The sequence below is a fragment of the Klebsiella sp. JN_Kp127 genome, from assembly GCF_040062505.1.
In the GTDB taxonomy this organism is placed as follows: Bacteria; Pseudomonadota; Gammaproteobacteria; order Enterobacterales; family Enterobacteriaceae; genus Klebsiella; species Klebsiella quasipneumoniae.
In genome coordinates, this window is record NZ_JBEAHS010000007.1 from 1 (window position 1) to 13,256 (window position 13,256).

General features: G+C 59.4%; 13 protein-coding genes and 1 tRNA gene. 4 read left to right on the forward strand and 10 right to left on the reverse strand.

Translation table 11 applies throughout. The annotated features are described in order from the left end of the window. Positions 1-58: 58 nt before the first annotated feature. From ABLV04_RS04830 to mltB, 10 genes are all read right to left on the reverse strand, one after another. Positions 59-151, reverse strand: a tRNA-Ser gene (locus ABLV04_RS04830). Positions 152-472: 321 nt separating this feature from the next. Then, positions 473-658, reverse strand: a complete 186-nt coding sequence (gene csrA / locus ABLV04_RS04835; protein WP_000906486.1) for a carbon storage regulator CsrA — start codon at positions 656-658, stop codon at positions 473-475. A 363-nt stretch (positions 659-1,021) separates the two neighbouring features. Beyond that, positions 1,022-3,649 carry an alanine--tRNA ligase gene (alaS, locus tag ABLV04_RS04840; RefSeq protein ID WP_032453813.1) on the reverse strand — a complete coding sequence of 876 codons (2,628 nt, stop codon included), beginning with the start codon at positions 3,647-3,649 and terminating at the stop codon, positions 1,022-1,024. Between the two features lie 250 nt (positions 3,650-3,899). Further along, positions 3,900-4,400, reverse strand: a complete 501-nt coding sequence (recX, locus tag ABLV04_RS04845) for a recombination regulator RecX (RefSeq protein ID WP_023290764.1) — start codon at positions 4,398-4,400, stop codon at positions 3,900-3,902. A 70-nt stretch (positions 4,401-4,470) separates the two neighbouring features. Next, positions 4,471-5,529: a recombinase RecA gene (recA, locus tag ABLV04_RS04850; RefSeq protein ID WP_004205686.1), complete on the reverse strand. Its 1,059-nt coding sequence runs from the start codon at positions 5,527-5,529 to the stop codon at positions 4,471-4,473. Positions 5,530-5,619: 90 nt separating this feature from the next. Then, positions 5,620-6,117, reverse strand: coding sequence for a nicotinamide-nucleotide amidase (gene pncC, locus ABLV04_RS04855; RefSeq protein ID WP_087826516.1), 498 nt, complete (start codon positions 6,115-6,117; stop codon positions 5,620-5,622). Between the two features lie 138 nt (positions 6,118-6,255). Then, a complete protein-coding gene (locus ABLV04_RS04860; RefSeq protein WP_032453816.1) occupies positions 6,256-7,134 on the reverse strand; it encodes a metal ABC transporter substrate-binding protein in 879 nt (292 codons plus the stop codon). A 7-nt stretch (positions 7,135-7,141) separates the two neighbouring features. Continuing rightward, positions 7,142-8,005, reverse strand: a complete 864-nt coding sequence (locus ABLV04_RS04865) for a metal ABC transporter permease (RefSeq protein ID WP_023290767.1) — start codon at positions 8,003-8,005, stop codon at positions 7,142-7,144. Beyond that, positions 8,002-8,712, reverse strand: a complete 711-nt coding sequence (locus tag ABLV04_RS04870; protein WP_072413489.1) for an ATP-binding cassette domain-containing protein — start codon at positions 8,710-8,712, stop codon at positions 8,002-8,004. Before ABLV04_RS04870 ends, ABLV04_RS04865 begins: the two co-directional genes overlap by 4 nt. 325 nt (positions 8,713-9,037) lie before the next feature. Beyond that, positions 9,038-10,117 carry a lytic murein transglycosylase B gene (gene mltB / locus ABLV04_RS04875; RefSeq protein WP_023290770.1) on the reverse strand — a complete coding sequence of 360 codons (1,080 nt, stop codon included), beginning with the start codon at positions 10,115-10,117 and terminating at the stop codon, positions 9,038-9,040. A 277-nt stretch (positions 10,118-10,394) separates the two neighbouring features. On the opposite strand from mltB, the gene ABLV04_RS04880 reads away from it, so the two are divergent. From ABLV04_RS04880 to srlD, 4 genes are read left to right on the forward strand one after another with little or no spacing between them, the layout of a single operon-like run. Beyond that, positions 10,395-10,958: a PTS glucitol/sorbitol transporter subunit IIC gene (locus ABLV04_RS04880; protein ID WP_004205677.1), complete on the forward strand. Its 564-nt coding sequence runs from the start codon at positions 10,395-10,397 to the stop codon at positions 10,956-10,958. After that, positions 10,955-11,935: a PTS glucitol/sorbitol transporter subunit IIB gene (locus ABLV04_RS04885; protein ID WP_032453820.1), complete on the forward strand. Its 981-nt coding sequence runs from the start codon at positions 10,955-10,957 to the stop codon at positions 11,933-11,935. Before ABLV04_RS04880 ends, ABLV04_RS04885 begins: the two co-directional genes overlap by 4 nt. 13 nt (positions 11,936-11,948) lie before the next feature. Further along, positions 11,949-12,311: a PTS glucitol/sorbitol transporter subunit IIA gene (gene srlB / locus ABLV04_RS04890; protein ID WP_023290772.1), complete on the forward strand. Its 363-nt coding sequence runs from the start codon at positions 11,949-11,951 to the stop codon at positions 12,309-12,311. Between the two features lie 12 nt (positions 12,312-12,323). Beyond that, entirely contained in the window at positions 12,324-13,103 is a 780-nt protein-coding gene (srlD, locus tag ABLV04_RS04895) for a sorbitol-6-phosphate dehydrogenase (protein ID WP_002914815.1), read from the forward strand. Positions 13,104-13,256: the final 153 nt, after the last annotated feature.

Consider the following 13,256-nt stretch of genomic DNA (forward strand, 5'->3'; position numbering starts at 1 on the left):
CCTCCGACCGCTCGGTTCGTAGCCGAGTACTCTATCCAGCTGAGCTACGGATGCAAAATGGCGGTGAGGCGGGGATTCGAACCCCGGATGCAGCTTTTGACCGCATACTCCCTTAGCAGGGGAGCGCCTTCAGCCTCTCGGCCACCTCACCACACACGCCTCTTTCGAGTGCTTCGAAGAACTTGTTTCTGCTCTTCGTCGCTGCGATGGCGCACATATTACTTTCTGGTACTTATAAGTCAAACACTTTTTCGAGACCTTTTTTCGTTTGCACACTTCGCACGCAATTCGCGTGCAAAAACGGCAAAAAGGGCAATTTATCAACAGGAAATCAGCCCTGACGCAGGCATAACGCCAAACGACCAAAGCAGCAAAGGGTGATGAAAAGCGGTATGGCGCAGGGGAAAAAACAGAAAAAGAGAAAAAGCGGCGGTAAGTGATGCGCCTCACTGAACAGCGAGGCGCGGAAACCTTAGTAACTGGACTGCTGGGATTTTTCAGCCTGAATACGCTGGTAGATCTCTTCACGGTGAACAGATACTTCTTTAGGGGCGTTTACGCCAATACGAACCTGGTTACCCTTCACCCCTAAAACTGTCACAGTGACCTCATCTCCAATCATGAGGGTCTCACCAACTCGACGAGTCAGAATCAGCATTCTTTGCTCCTTGAAAGATTAAAAGAGTCGGGTCTCTCGTATCCCGGCATTATCCATCATATAACGCCAAAAAGTAAGCGATGACAAATACCTTGCGGTATAAGCAGTCATGGCATCACATTCTGTTAAACCTAAGTTTAGCCGATATACACAATTTCAACCCGACTTTATCGTTATCGGTGTTTCTCGCGCAAGGTGCCATTTCCCTGAGGTTACGGCACCTATACCCGTCATACTTCAGGTTGCATGTATGTTAGCTTTCCTCGCTCCCCCCAGTCACTTACTTGAGTAAACTCCCGGGGATTCGCTGCGTCGCCGCCTTCCTGCAACTCGAATTATTTAGGGTATATGCGCTTATAGTTATTACAGTTTTGCGCTGACCCAGCCTTTCACACTGGCTAACGCTGCAGGGAGAGCAGACGCATCGGTACCACCGGCCTGCGCCATATCCGGACGACCGCCCCCTTTACCGCCCACCTGCTGAGCGACCATACCAACCAGCTCCCCAGCCTTCACGCGATCTGTCACATCCTTAGACACACCGGCAATCAGGGAAACTTTACCGTCTGCGACCGTAGCCAACACCACAACCGTCGAACCCAGCTGGTTCTTCAGGTCGTCAACCATGGTACGCAGCATCTTCGGCTCCACGCCGGCCAGTTCGCTGACCAGCAGCTTAACGCCGTTAATCTCTTCCGCTTTGCTGGAGAGGTTTGCGCTCTCCTGCGCCGCAGCCTGCTCTTTCAGCTGCTGCAGCTCTTTTTCCAGCTGACGGGTACGCTCCAGCGCGGCGCGAACTTTCTCGCCGAGATTGTGGCTGTCGCCCTTCAGCAGCTGTGCGATATCGCTGAGCTGATCGCTCTGCGCGTGCAGCATGGCTATCGCGCCCTCACCGGTCACCGCTTCGATACGGCGCACGCCAGCGGCGGTACCGGACTCAGACGTGATGCGGAACAGGCCGATATCACCGGTACGCGCCGCGTGAGTCCCGCCGCACAGTTCAGTGGAGAAGTCGCCCATCTGCAGCACGCGGACGCGGTCATCGTATTTCTCGCCGAACAGCGCCATGGCGCCGGATGCGCGCGCGGCATCGATATCCATAATGTTGGTTTCGATAGCCAGGTTACGACGGATCTGCGCGTTGACCAGATCTTCCACTGCACGAATCTCTTCCGGCTTCATCGCTTCGAAATGCGAGAAGTCAAAGCGCAGCGCTTTATCGTTGACCAGCGAGCCTTTCTGCGCCACATGAGTGCCGAGCACCTGGCGCAGCGCCGCGTGCATCAGGTGCGTCGCGGAGTGGTTCAGACGGATACGCTGACGGCGAGCCTCGTCCACATCGGCCTGCACCGCGTCGCCCACTTTCAGGGAGCCGCTGGCGACTTTACCGATATGACCAATGGCCTGGCCGTACTTCTGCGTGTCGCTGACCGCGAAAGAGAAGCCCGCGCCTTTCAGTTCGCCTTTATCGCCCACCTGGCCGCCGGACTCCGCATAGAACGGGGTCTGGTCGAGGATCACCACGGCTTCCTGACCCGCGCTGACGCTATCCACCGCTTTGCCGTCGATAAACAGCGCCGTCACTTTGCCGTTCAGCTCCAGACGATCGTAACCTTTAAATTCAGAGGCGCCGTCAACGCGGATCATCGCGTTGTAGTCCGCGCCGAAACCGCTGGACTCGCGCGCGCGGCGGCGCTGCTCTTCCATGGCGGCCTCAAAGCCGGCTTCGTCAACCTTGATGTTGCGCTCGCGGCAGACGTCCGCGGTCAGGTCGACCGGGAAGCCGTAGGTGTCGTACAGACGGAAGGCGGTTTCGCCATCCAGGGTGTCGCCTTTCAGCTTCGACAGCTCTTCATCCAGCAGCGCCAGTCCGCGCTCCAGAGTACGGGCGAACTGCTCTTCTTCGGTTTTCAGCACCTGCTCAACCTGAGCCTGCTGCTGCTTCAGCTCTTCGCCGGCGGAGCCCATCACGGCAATCAGCGGGGCAACCAGTTTCCAGAAGAAGGTGTCCTTCGCGCCCAGCATGTTGCCGTGACGGATCGCGCGGCGAATGATGCGACGCAGCACGTAGCCGCGGTTTTCATTCGACGGGATAACGCCGTCAGCGATCAGGAAGGCGCAGGAGCGAATGTGGTCGGCGATTACGCGCAGCGACTTGTTCGTCAGATCGGTGGCGCCGGTGACTTTCGCCACGCTGGCGATCAGATCGCGGAACAGGTCGATGTCATAGTTGGAGTTAACGTGCTGCAGCACCGCGGCAATACGCTCCAGGCCCATACCGGTGTCGACGGACGGCTTCGGCAGCGGCTCCATGGTGCCGTCAGCCTGACGGTTGAACTGCATGAAGACGATGTTCCAGATCTCAATGTAGCGGTCGCCGTCTTCTTCCGGGCTTCCCGGAGGGCCGCCCCAGATGTGATCGCCGTGGTCAAAGAAGATTTCGGTGCACGGGCCGCACGGACCGGTGTCGCCCATCTGCCAGAAGTTGTCTGAAGCAAACGGCGCGCCTTTGTTGTCGCCGATGCGAATGATTCGCTCGCGCGGGACGCCTACTTCATTGGCCCAGATGTCGAATGCTTCGTCATCGGTCTCGTAAACGGTGACCCACAGCTTCTCTTTCGGCAGCGCGAACCAGTTCTCACCGGTCAGCAGTTCCCACGCGTATTTGATGGCATCCTGCTTGAAGTAGTCGCCGAAGCTAAAGTTGCCCAGCATTTCAAAGAAGGTGTGGTGACGCGCGGTGTAACCGACGTTTTCCAGATCGTTGTGTTTACCACCCGCACGCACGCAACGCTGCGCGGTGGTCGCACGCGAATAATTACGTTTGTCGAGACCAAGGAAGACATCCTTGAACTGGTTCATCCCTGCGTTGGTAAACAGCAGGGTCGGATCGTTGTGCGGCACCAGGGAGCTGCTGGCAACTACCTGATGTCCCTTGCTATGGAAAAAGTCGAGAAACGCCTGACGGATCTCAGCGGTGCTCTTGCTCATAATTATCCTGAAATCAAGCTACACGTCATCCTTCAAGTCGCCTCTGTCCTGGCTGCGCTTGCTCTTCCGGCACCGAACTGACGTGCGCTGCGGAAGATAGTCTCTCTTGCCGCCCTGATGCAGCTTGAATGATTTTGTGTAAAGGAATAATCGCCCAGGACGCTGCCTGCACTGTCACAACCAGCGGCCCGACGGAATAAAGTGGGAATAAGATAAGTTTTCTTTACGGCGAAGTAAAATCCCGGATGGGTCAATCTGCAAAATTTCGCCAGATTTCCTGGATATCTTCCATCAGGTAGCCACGGTACAGCAGGAATCGCTGGATTTTCACTTTTTCAGTAAAGGCGGATGGTAACGGTTCACCGTATTTACGCTGCGCCTGCGCCCTGGCAAGGCTCACCCAGTCGATATCGCATTCGCGCATCGCCTGTTCAACGGCCTGGCGCGCAATGCCTTTCTGGCTGAGCTCCTGACGAATGCGCGCGGGGCCATAGCCTTTGCGGCTCCGGCTGGCGATGAACTGGCCGACAAAACGATTATCGTCGAGATAGCGGTTTTCGATACACCAGGCCACCACCTGCTCCAGCTCTTCAGGGGTGACGTCCAGCGCCTCGGGGCCGTTTTTGCTCATCACCGGAGCGGCCAGTTTGCGCCGCAGCTCCTGTTCGCTGTGGTCGCGCATCGCCAGGATACGGATAGCGCGGTCCAGCAGACGAGCATAGCCGGATCGGCGTGATGAAGGTTCAGTCACAGGCACCTCAATAATCTAAGAAAAGCAAAAGGGCCGCATAAGCAGCCCTTTATCACTCTGTTAGACGATATCAGAAATCTTGTTCCGTTTCTTCTGCGTCGTTGCCGTCAACGGCGAAGTCCGGCGTAGAGTCCTGGTTGTTGAGCAGCAGTTCGCGCACTTTCTTCTCAATCTCTTTCGCCGCCGCCGGGTTCTCTTTCAGCCAGGTGATAGCGTTCGCTTTACCCTGACCAATTTTGTCGCCGTTGTAGCTGTACCAGGCGCCCGCTTTCTCAATCAGCTTCTCTTTCACGCCGAGGTCAACCAGCTCGCCGAAGAAGTTGATGCCTTCGCCGTAGAGGATCTGGAATTCAGCCTGTTTGAACGGCGCCGCAATCTTGTTCTTCACTACTTTGACGCGGGTTTCGCTGCCGACGACGTTATCGCCCTCTTTCACCGCGCCGATGCGACGGATATCCAGACGCACGGAGGCGTAGAACTTCAGCGCGTTACCGCCGGTGGTGGTTTCCGGGTTACCGAACATCACGCCGATTTTCATACGGATCTGGTTGATAAAGATCAGCAGAGTGTTGGACTGCTTCAGGTTACCCGCCAGTTTACGCATCGCCTGGCTCATCATACGCGCCGCGAGGCCCATGTGAGAGTCGCCGATTTCGCCTTCGATTTCCGCTTTCGGCGTCAGCGCCGCGACGGAGTCGACGACGATAACGTCAACCGCGCCGGAGCGCGCCAGCGCGTCACAGATTTCCAGCGCCTGCTCGCCGGTATCCGGCTGAGAACACAGCAGGTTGTCGATATCCACGCCCAGTTTGCGCGCATAGACCGGATCCAGCGCGTGTTCCGCATCGATGAACGCACAGGTTTTACCTTCGCGCTGCGCTGCGGCGATAACCTGCAGCGTCAGGGTGGTTTTACCGGAGGATTCCGGCCCGTAGATCTCGACGATACGGCCCATTGGCAGACCGCCGGCGCCCAGCGCGATATCCAGAGAAAGCGAGCCGGTGGAGATGGTTTCTACGTCCATAGAACGGTCTTCACCCAGGCGCATGATGGAGCCTTTACCGAATTGCTTTTCGATCTGGCCCAGTGCAGCCGCCAACGCTTTCTGTTTGTTTTCGTCGATCGCCATTGTTACTCCTAATCATGCAGGGTGAAGCCTGTTCGCTTCGCCGTTAATATTTGTTCAGTTGAGGCAATTATACTGTATAGTCATACAGTATCAAGTCTTTTGTAGAAATTGTTGCCAGAGCAGATTGAGCGCGTAGGCCGTCGCCTGACGACGCACCGCTTCGCGGTCTCCGGCAAAGCATTCCCGCCGCGTCACCCCTTGCCCGCTGACGCTGGCGACGCCAAACCACACCGTCCCGACCGGCTTTTCGTCGCTGCCGCCATCCGGCCCGGCGACGCCGCTTACCGAGATGGCATAGTCCGCGCGCGCAACGCGCAACGCGCCGATCGCCATCTCCACCACCACCGGTTCGCTCACCGCGCCGTTGTCCCGCAGCGTCGCTTCGCTGACGCCGATCATTTGCGATTTGGCCTCGTTGCTGTAGGTCACAAAACCGCGTTCAAACCACGCTGAGCTGCCGGCAATATCGGTGATGGCTTTCGCTATCCAGCCGCCGGTGCAGGATTCCGCCGTGGTCACCGTCGCGCCCTGCGCCTTCAGCGCCCGGCCGACCTTCTCGCTTAGCTGCATTAATTCTGAATCGGTCATTATCGCCCCGCTTTGCTCCGGATAAAGAGGCCATCAAAGATAGCACTTTCCACAGAGATATGGGGACGAGGTGTGGAATTTACGAGGGGACATCCAAAATGAATCATCCCGGCGGCGCCGGGATGAGAAATTGCACGATTACTTCATGCTGGCGGCGATCAGCGCCACGTTATGACGCATCATTTTGACATAGCTATCCGCGACGCCACCCGGGGCGGAGAGCGCCTCAGGATAGAGTTCTCCGCCGGGCTGCGCGCCGGTGGCGCTGGCGATCTGCTTCACCAGTCGCGGGTCAAGCTGGTTCTCCATAAACCAGGTATGGACGCCGTCCGCGTTGATTTGCTTAATCAGCGCCGCCACCTGCGCCGCGCTGGCCTCGCTCTCTGAAGAGAGCCCCTGCGGCGCGAGGAAGGTCACGTGATAAGCGCGGCCAAAATAGCCGAAGGCGTCATGGCTGGTGAGAACTTTGCGCTTTGCCTGCGGAATGGCGCTGAACTGCCCTTTCGCCCAGCCGTCGAGGGCCGTCAGTTGCTCGATATAACGCTTGCCGCTGTTCGTCAGCGCCGCTTGATCTTCCGGGTCGGCTTTCACCAGTCCATCGAGGATATTCTGCGCATACAACGCGCCGTTCGCCGCGCTGTTCCAGGCGTGGGGATCGGTCACCGTTTTGCCATCTTCATCGAGGGTATGGGTCTTGACGCCCTTCGACGCCACCACCAGCTCGCCCTTAAAACCAGAGGCCTTAATCAGGCGATCCAGCCACCCTTCCAGTCCCAGACCGTTAACCACCACCACGTCGGCCTTGCTGAGCAGCGCGCTGTCCTTCGGCGACGGCTCGAAGGTGTGCGGATCGCCATCCGGGCCGACCAGGGTGTCCACATGAACATGCTCCCCGCCGACCTGCTGCACCATATCACCCAGCACCGAAAAACTGCTTACCACATTCAGCGTTTTCGCCATCGCCCCCTGCGCCATCAGGCCGAAGGCCAGCGCGACCACTATTGCACTACGTTTCATCATTTCCTTACCCCATCAATTTGCGCCAGCCGACCAGCAGTCGGCTGCGCGTGCCAAAAAACAGCGAAATAAAAAACAGCGCGCTGGCGGTCAGCACGATGGCGGGCCCGGCGGGAAGACTGGCCGCCCAGGAGAGACTCAAACCCAGCCAGGCGCAGAGCGCGCCGGAGAGCGCCGCCAGCAGCAGGATGCCCGGCAGCGTTCGCGCCCAGCAGCGCGCGGCGACCGCCGGCAGCATCATCACCCCTACCGCCATCAGCGTGCCGAGCACCTGAAACCCCGCCACCAGGTTAAGCACCAGCAGCGCCAGAAAAAGCCCATGCAGCAGCGCGGGCAGCCGGCGGTGATTCACCTGCAACCAGGCGCTGTCGAACGCCTCGCTGACCAGACCGCGGTAGCACAGCGCGATGCACAGCAGCGTCAGGCTGGCGACGCCGCTGACAAACAGCGCCGCGTCACGGTCCACCGCCAGAATGGAGCCAAACAGCAGATGCAGCAGGTCGACGCTGGAGCCGCGCAGCGACACCAGGGTGACGCCCAGCGCCAGCGATCCCAGATAAAATCCGGCAAAGCTGGCGTCCTCTTTTAACGGCGTCCGCCGGCTCACCCATCCCGCGACCAGCGCGACCGCGATGCCGGCGACAAAGCCGCCAAGGGTCATGGCCAGCAACGACATGCCGCTCAGCAGATAGCCCACCGCCACGCCGGGGAGAATGGCGTGCGACAGCGCGTCGCCCATCAGGCTCATGCGCCGCAGCAGCAGGAAGACGCCCAGCATGGTGGTGCTTAGCGACAGCGCCAGACAGACCACCAGCGCCCGGCGCATAAAGCCGAATTCAATAAAAGGCTGAAAGAAGGTGTGCCAGATCATGCCGACCTCGCCTGGCTGAAGGCCGGGAGAACCGCCCGGGTGGCGCCCCAGCAGGCGCGCCGGGGGGTCAGCAGCAGCGTCTCCGGGAAAAAGTCGGCTACCCGCTGGTTATCATGCAGCACCGCCAGGATGGTCTGCCCCTGCCGGTGCATGTCGAGGATCAAATCCATCAGTTCGCGACTGGTCGCTTCATCAATGCCGGTGAAGGGCTCGTCGAGCATCACCAGCGGCGCCTGCTGCACCAGCACCCGGGCAAACAGCATGCGCTGAAACTGGCCGCCGGAGAGCGCTTCGATCGGGGTTTTCGCCAGGCTCGCCAGCCCGACCCGCTCCAGCGCCGCGCCGATGCGTCGCCGGGTATCGCCGCCCAGACCGCGCAGCAGCGACACGCCGGGCCATGCGCCCTGACTCACCACATCCTGCACATTGAGAGGAAACTGCGACTCGAGGGCATGGCGCTGCGCCAGCCAGCCAATCACCGGCCGCTTTCCCTGCCAGCGCAGACAGCCACTGACCGGCGGAAGAAACCCGGCGAGGGTTTTCAACAGGGTCGATTTTCCGCAGCCATTGAGGCCAACGATTGCCGTCAGGCTGCCGGGGCATATCATCCCGCTCAGCGGCGGGGTGATCGCCACCCCGCCATAGCCGGTTACCAGTTGTTCCAGTTCAATCATGGCAGCGTCACCGCCCACCAGGTCGCCAGCCATAGCGCCGTCAGTAGCGTTCCCGCGATGGCCAGGCGCGCCGCGCCGGATGCCATAAAAACCGATGTGAACATATTCTACCTCTATTTAATGTTATAACATAACAATACAGAGGCGAAATAAGATTGTAAATCAGCGTCGGTGAGCGGAAATGTAACAAAGGTCGACAAGCGGCAGGCAAACGGGAAAAAGCAGGAGGATAAGCGAGAAGTCCCCCGGTCGCGCTGCGCTTACCGGGGCTGCCAACCGGATAACAGACCATAGCCCGGATAAGGCGCTACGCGCCGCTATCCGGGGAGGCTCGGGATCGGTCAGCCGGATGACAGTATCAATAACCGCCGCGGGCCTGAGAAACCGCCAGGCCAAGCTGCCAGACGGCCATGGCGTAGTGGGTGCTGTGGTTGTAGCGGGTGATGGTGTAGAAGTTCGGCAACCCGTACCAGTACTCATAGCCGGTGCCGACGTCCAGGCGCAGCAGGCTGGCCTGCTGATGGTTGCCCAGCGGCTGGGTCGGGGTTAATCCCGCCGCCGACAGCTGCGAAACGCTGTATTTGGTTTTGAAACCATTCTCCAGCCCCGGCGCCTGGCCCAGCGCCTGCACCGCCACCAGATCGCCGCTCACCCAGCCGTGCTGTTTGAAGTAGTTGGCCACGCTGCCGATCGCATCCACCGGGTCCCACAGGTTGATATGGCCGTCGCCGTTAAAGTCCACCGCGTATTGCTTATAGGAGGACGGCATAAACTGGCCGTAACCCATCGCCCCGGCGAAAGAGCCTTTCAGATCCAGCGGGTCGTCGCTTTCGCTGCGCGCCATCAGCAGGAAGGTTTCCAGCTCGGAGGAGAAGTACTCAGCACGGCGCGGATAGTTAAACGACAGAGTCGCCAGCGCGTCGAGGATGCGGGTTTTGCCCATCACCCGGCCCCAACGGGTCTCCACGCCGATAATGCCGACAATGATTTCCGGCGGTACGCCGTAGACCTGATAAGCGCGGTTGAGCGCGTCCTGATACTGATTCCAGAACACCACGCCGTTCTGCACGTTATCCGGGGTAATAAACTGTTTCTTGTAGCGCAGCCAGGCGCCGGTCGGCCCGGTCGGCGGCAGGCCGGTCGGCGCCTGACGATCCATCAGCCGCAGAACGTAGTCCAGACGCTTCGCCTGCGACAGGATCTCCTGCAGCTGCTGCCTGTCGAAGCCGTGCTTCGCCACCATCTTATCAATGAACTGCGCCGCTGCCGGGTTGTTGGCGAAGTCGCCGCCCATCTGCATCACGTTATGCTGCGGTTCCAGCAAAAAGCCGCCGGTTCCACTCGCCATCTCCGTTTCCGCGGGAGTCTTGGGTTTGCTGCTGCAGGCAGCGAGGAGCACACAAAGGGGAAGTACAGCCAGAGAGCGACGCTTCAACATGGGAATTCCGTTTAACAAATTCAGCAAGGGATAATTATGGTAAAGCATGCGACGACCAACAAGAAAGCGACAATCTGTTTGTAGACAAAATAGTCCTTCACCGCCCCCCTTCCTGGATGCTGTCATGCGCCTCGTGATTTCATCCTCTCAGCGCCAATCTTTCGAAATAAAATATTTATCTTTCATTTTGCGATCTATTTAACACTTTAAAACCTTTCAAAGTGATTAAAATCAGCCTGCAGTTAGCAAGAAAAATAACATGCTGAAGGAGAGAACAATGATTGACGTCGTGACCCACGGCGCAGAGTGGTTTATCGGCCTGTTTCAGAAAGGCGGCGAGGTATTTACCGGAATGGTGACCGGGATCCTCCCCTTGCTGATCAGTCTGCTGGTGATCATGAACGCGCTGATCAACTTTATCGGCCAGCAGCGGATCGAAAAACTGGCGCAGCGCTGCGCCGGGAACCCGATCTCCCGCTACCTGCTGTTGCCCTGCATCGGCACCTTTGTGTTTTGTAACCCGATGACCCTGAGCCTGGGCCGCTTTATGCCAGAGAAGTACAAGCCCAGCTATTACGCGGCGGCGTCCTACAGCTGCCACTCGATGAACGGCCTGTTTCCGCATATCAACCCCGGCGAGCTGTTCGTCTATCTCGGCATCGCCAACGGCCTCACCACCCTCGGCCTGCCGCTTGGGCCGCTGGCGGTGAGCTATCTGCTGGTCGGGCTGGTGACCAACTTCTTCCGCGGCTGGGTCACCGACCTGACCACCTCGATTTTCGAACGAAAAATGGCGATTCAGCTGGCTCAGAAAGTGCATCTGTCAGGAGCGACATCATGACCCGGATTCGTATTGAGAAAGGTACCGGCGGCTGGGGCGGCCCCCTTGAGCTCGACGTCGTCGAGGGCAAAAAGATCGTCTATATCACCGCCGGCACCCGCCCGGCGATCGTTGACCGCATCGCCAGCCTGACCGGCTGGCAGGCGGTGGATGGTTTTAAAGAGGGCGAACCGGCGGAAAGCGACATCGGCGTGGCGATTATCGACTGCGGAGGCACCCTGCGCTGCGGGCTCTACCCCAAGCGTCGCATCCCGACGGTGAATATCCATGCCACCGGCAAATCGGGGCCGCTGGCCCAGTACATCACAGAAGATATCTACGTCTCCGGCGTCAAAGAGGAGAACATTCAGCGCATCGCGACCGACAGCGCGGTAGCTCCCGAGCCGCCGGCGGAGAACAACCGCGCGGGTCGCGATTACGACGCCAGCAAAAAGATCACTGAACAGAGCGATGGCCTGCTGGCGAAGGTCGGGATGGGGATGGGCTCGGTGGTGGCGGTGCTGTTCCAGGCCGGGCGCGACACCATCGATACGGTGCTGAAGACCATTCTGCCGTTTATGGCCTTCGTCTCGGCGCTGATCGGCATCATCATGGCCTCCGGCATCGGCGACTGGATCGCCCATGGCCTGGCGCCGCTGGCCAGCCATCCGCTGGGTCTGGTGACCCTGGCGTTGATCTGCTCCTTCCCGCTGCTGTCGCCGTTTCTCGGCCCCGGCGCGGTTATCGCCCAGGTGATTGGCGTATTGATCGGCGTTCAGATCGGCCTCGGCAATATTCCCCCGCACCTCGCCCTGCCGGCGCTGTTCGCCATTAACGCCCAGGCCGCCTGCGATTTTATCCCGGTAGGCCTGTCGCTGGCTGAAGCCCGCCAGGATACCGTGCGCGTCGGCGTGCCGTCGGTGCTGGTCAGCCGCTTTTTGACCGGCGCGCCAACGGTGCTGATCGCGTGGTTCGTTTCCGGATTTATTTACCAGTAAGAGGGGCCAGAACATGACCGTGATTTACCAGACCACCATTACCCATATCGGCGCCAGCGCGACGATGGCGCTGGAGGAGCAGATGCTGATCACCTTCCGCGAAGGCGCCCCTGCCGATATCGAAGAGTACTGCTTTATTCACAACCACGGCGAGCTTGCCGGCGCGCTGCAGCCGGGCGCAGAGCTGCAGCTTGGCGAGCTGCGCTACCCGGTGACCGCCGTCGGCGAGGTCGCCGAACAAAACCTGCGCGAGCTGGGCCATATCACGCTGCGCTTTGATGGTCACCGCGAAGCGGAATTCCCCGGAACCGTGCACGTGGCGGGCCCGGTGCCGGAAGGCATCGCCACCGGCTGCGTACTGAAATTTGTTGCTTAACAGGAGAGAAAGATGAATCAGGTTGCTGTTGTCATTGGCGGTGGACAAACCTTAGGAGAGTTTCTGTGCCGCGGGCTGGCCGCCGAGGGCTACCGCGTGGCGGTGGTCGATATTCAGAGCGAAAAAGCCAGCCGCGTCGCCCAGGAGATTAACGCTGAATATGGCGAAGGCATGGCGTATGGCTTCGGCGCCGACGCCACCAGCGAGGCCAGCGTCACCGCGCTGGCCCACGGAGTGGATGAGATTTTCTCGCGTGTCGATCTGCTGGTGTACAGCGCCGGCATCGCTAAAGCGGCGTTTATTAGCGACTTTGCGCTGGGGGATTTCGACCGCTCGCTGCAGGTCAATCTGGTGGGCTACTTCCTCTGCGCCCGCGAGTTTTCCCGGCTGATGATCCGCGACGGCATTAAGGGACGCATCATTCAGATCAACTCGAAATCCGGCAAAGTGGGCAGCAAGCACAACTCCGGCTACAGCGCGGCGAAGTTCGGCGGCGTCGGCCTGACCCAGTCGCTGGCGCTGGATCTGGCGGAGTACGGCATTACCGTACACTCACTGATGCTCGGTAATCTGCTGAAGTCGCCGATGTTCCAGTCGCTGCTGCCGCAGTACGCCACCAAGCTCGGTATCGATGAGAGCGAGGTCGAGCAGTACTACATCGACAAGGTGCCCCTGAAGCGCGGTTGCGAATATCAGGATGTGCTGAACGTCCTGATGTTTTACGCCAGCCCGCAGGCGTCATACTGCACCGGTCAGTCGATCAACGTTACCGGCGGCCAGGTGATGTTTTAAAGGGATCCCGGATGGCGCCGCGCTTATCCGGGCTACAAAACGGTAGGTCGGGTAAGGCGTTAGCCGCCACCCGACAAAAATACGGCACCGCGGGTCGCTCGGGTTAGGCGCTCGCGCCGCGACCCGGGTTGTTCCCGACCCCCTTAAGGAGAC

Coding starts and splice junctions, on each gene's coding strand:
- csrA (WP_000906486.1), bottom strand. CDS start 658: ATGCTGATTCTGACTCGTCGAGTTGGTGAGACCCTCATGATTGGAGAT.
- alaS (WP_032453813.1), bottom strand. CDS start 3,649: ATGAGCAAGAGCACCGCTGAGATCCGTCAGGCGTTTCTCGACTTTTTC.
- recA (WP_004205686.1), bottom strand. CDS start 5,529: ATGGCGATCGACGAAAACAAACAGAAAGCGTTGGCGGCTGCACTGGGC.
- pncC (WP_087826516.1), bottom strand. CDS start 6,117: ATGACCGATTCAGAATTAATGCAGCTAAGCGAGAAGGTCGGCCGGGCG.
- ABLV04_RS04860 (WP_032453816.1), bottom strand. CDS start 7,134: ATGAAACGTAGTGCAATAGTGGTCGCGCTGGCCTTCGGCCTGATGGCG.
- ABLV04_RS04865 (WP_023290767.1), bottom strand. CDS start 8,005: ATGATCTGGCACACCTTCTTTCAGCCTTTTATTGAATTCGGCTTTATG.
- ABLV04_RS04870 (WP_072413489.1), bottom strand. CDS start 8,712: ATGGCTGGCGACCTGGTGGGCGGTGACGCTGCCATGATTGAACTGGAA.
- mltB (WP_023290770.1), bottom strand. CDS start 10,117: ATGTTGAAGCGTCGCTCTCTGGCTGTACTTCCCCTTTGTGTGCTCCTC.
- ABLV04_RS04880 (WP_004205677.1), top strand. CDS start 10,395: ATGATTGACGTCGTGACCCACGGCGCAGAGTGGTTTATCGGCCTGTTT.
- ABLV04_RS04885 (WP_032453820.1), top strand. CDS start 10,955: ATGACCCGGATTCGTATTGAGAAAGGTACCGGCGGCTGGGGCGGCCCC.
- srlB (WP_023290772.1), top strand. CDS start 11,949: ATGACCGTGATTTACCAGACCACCATTACCCATATCGGCGCCAGCGCG.
- srlD (WP_002914815.1), top strand. CDS start 12,324: ATGAATCAGGTTGCTGTTGTCATTGGCGGTGGACAAACCTTAGGAGAG.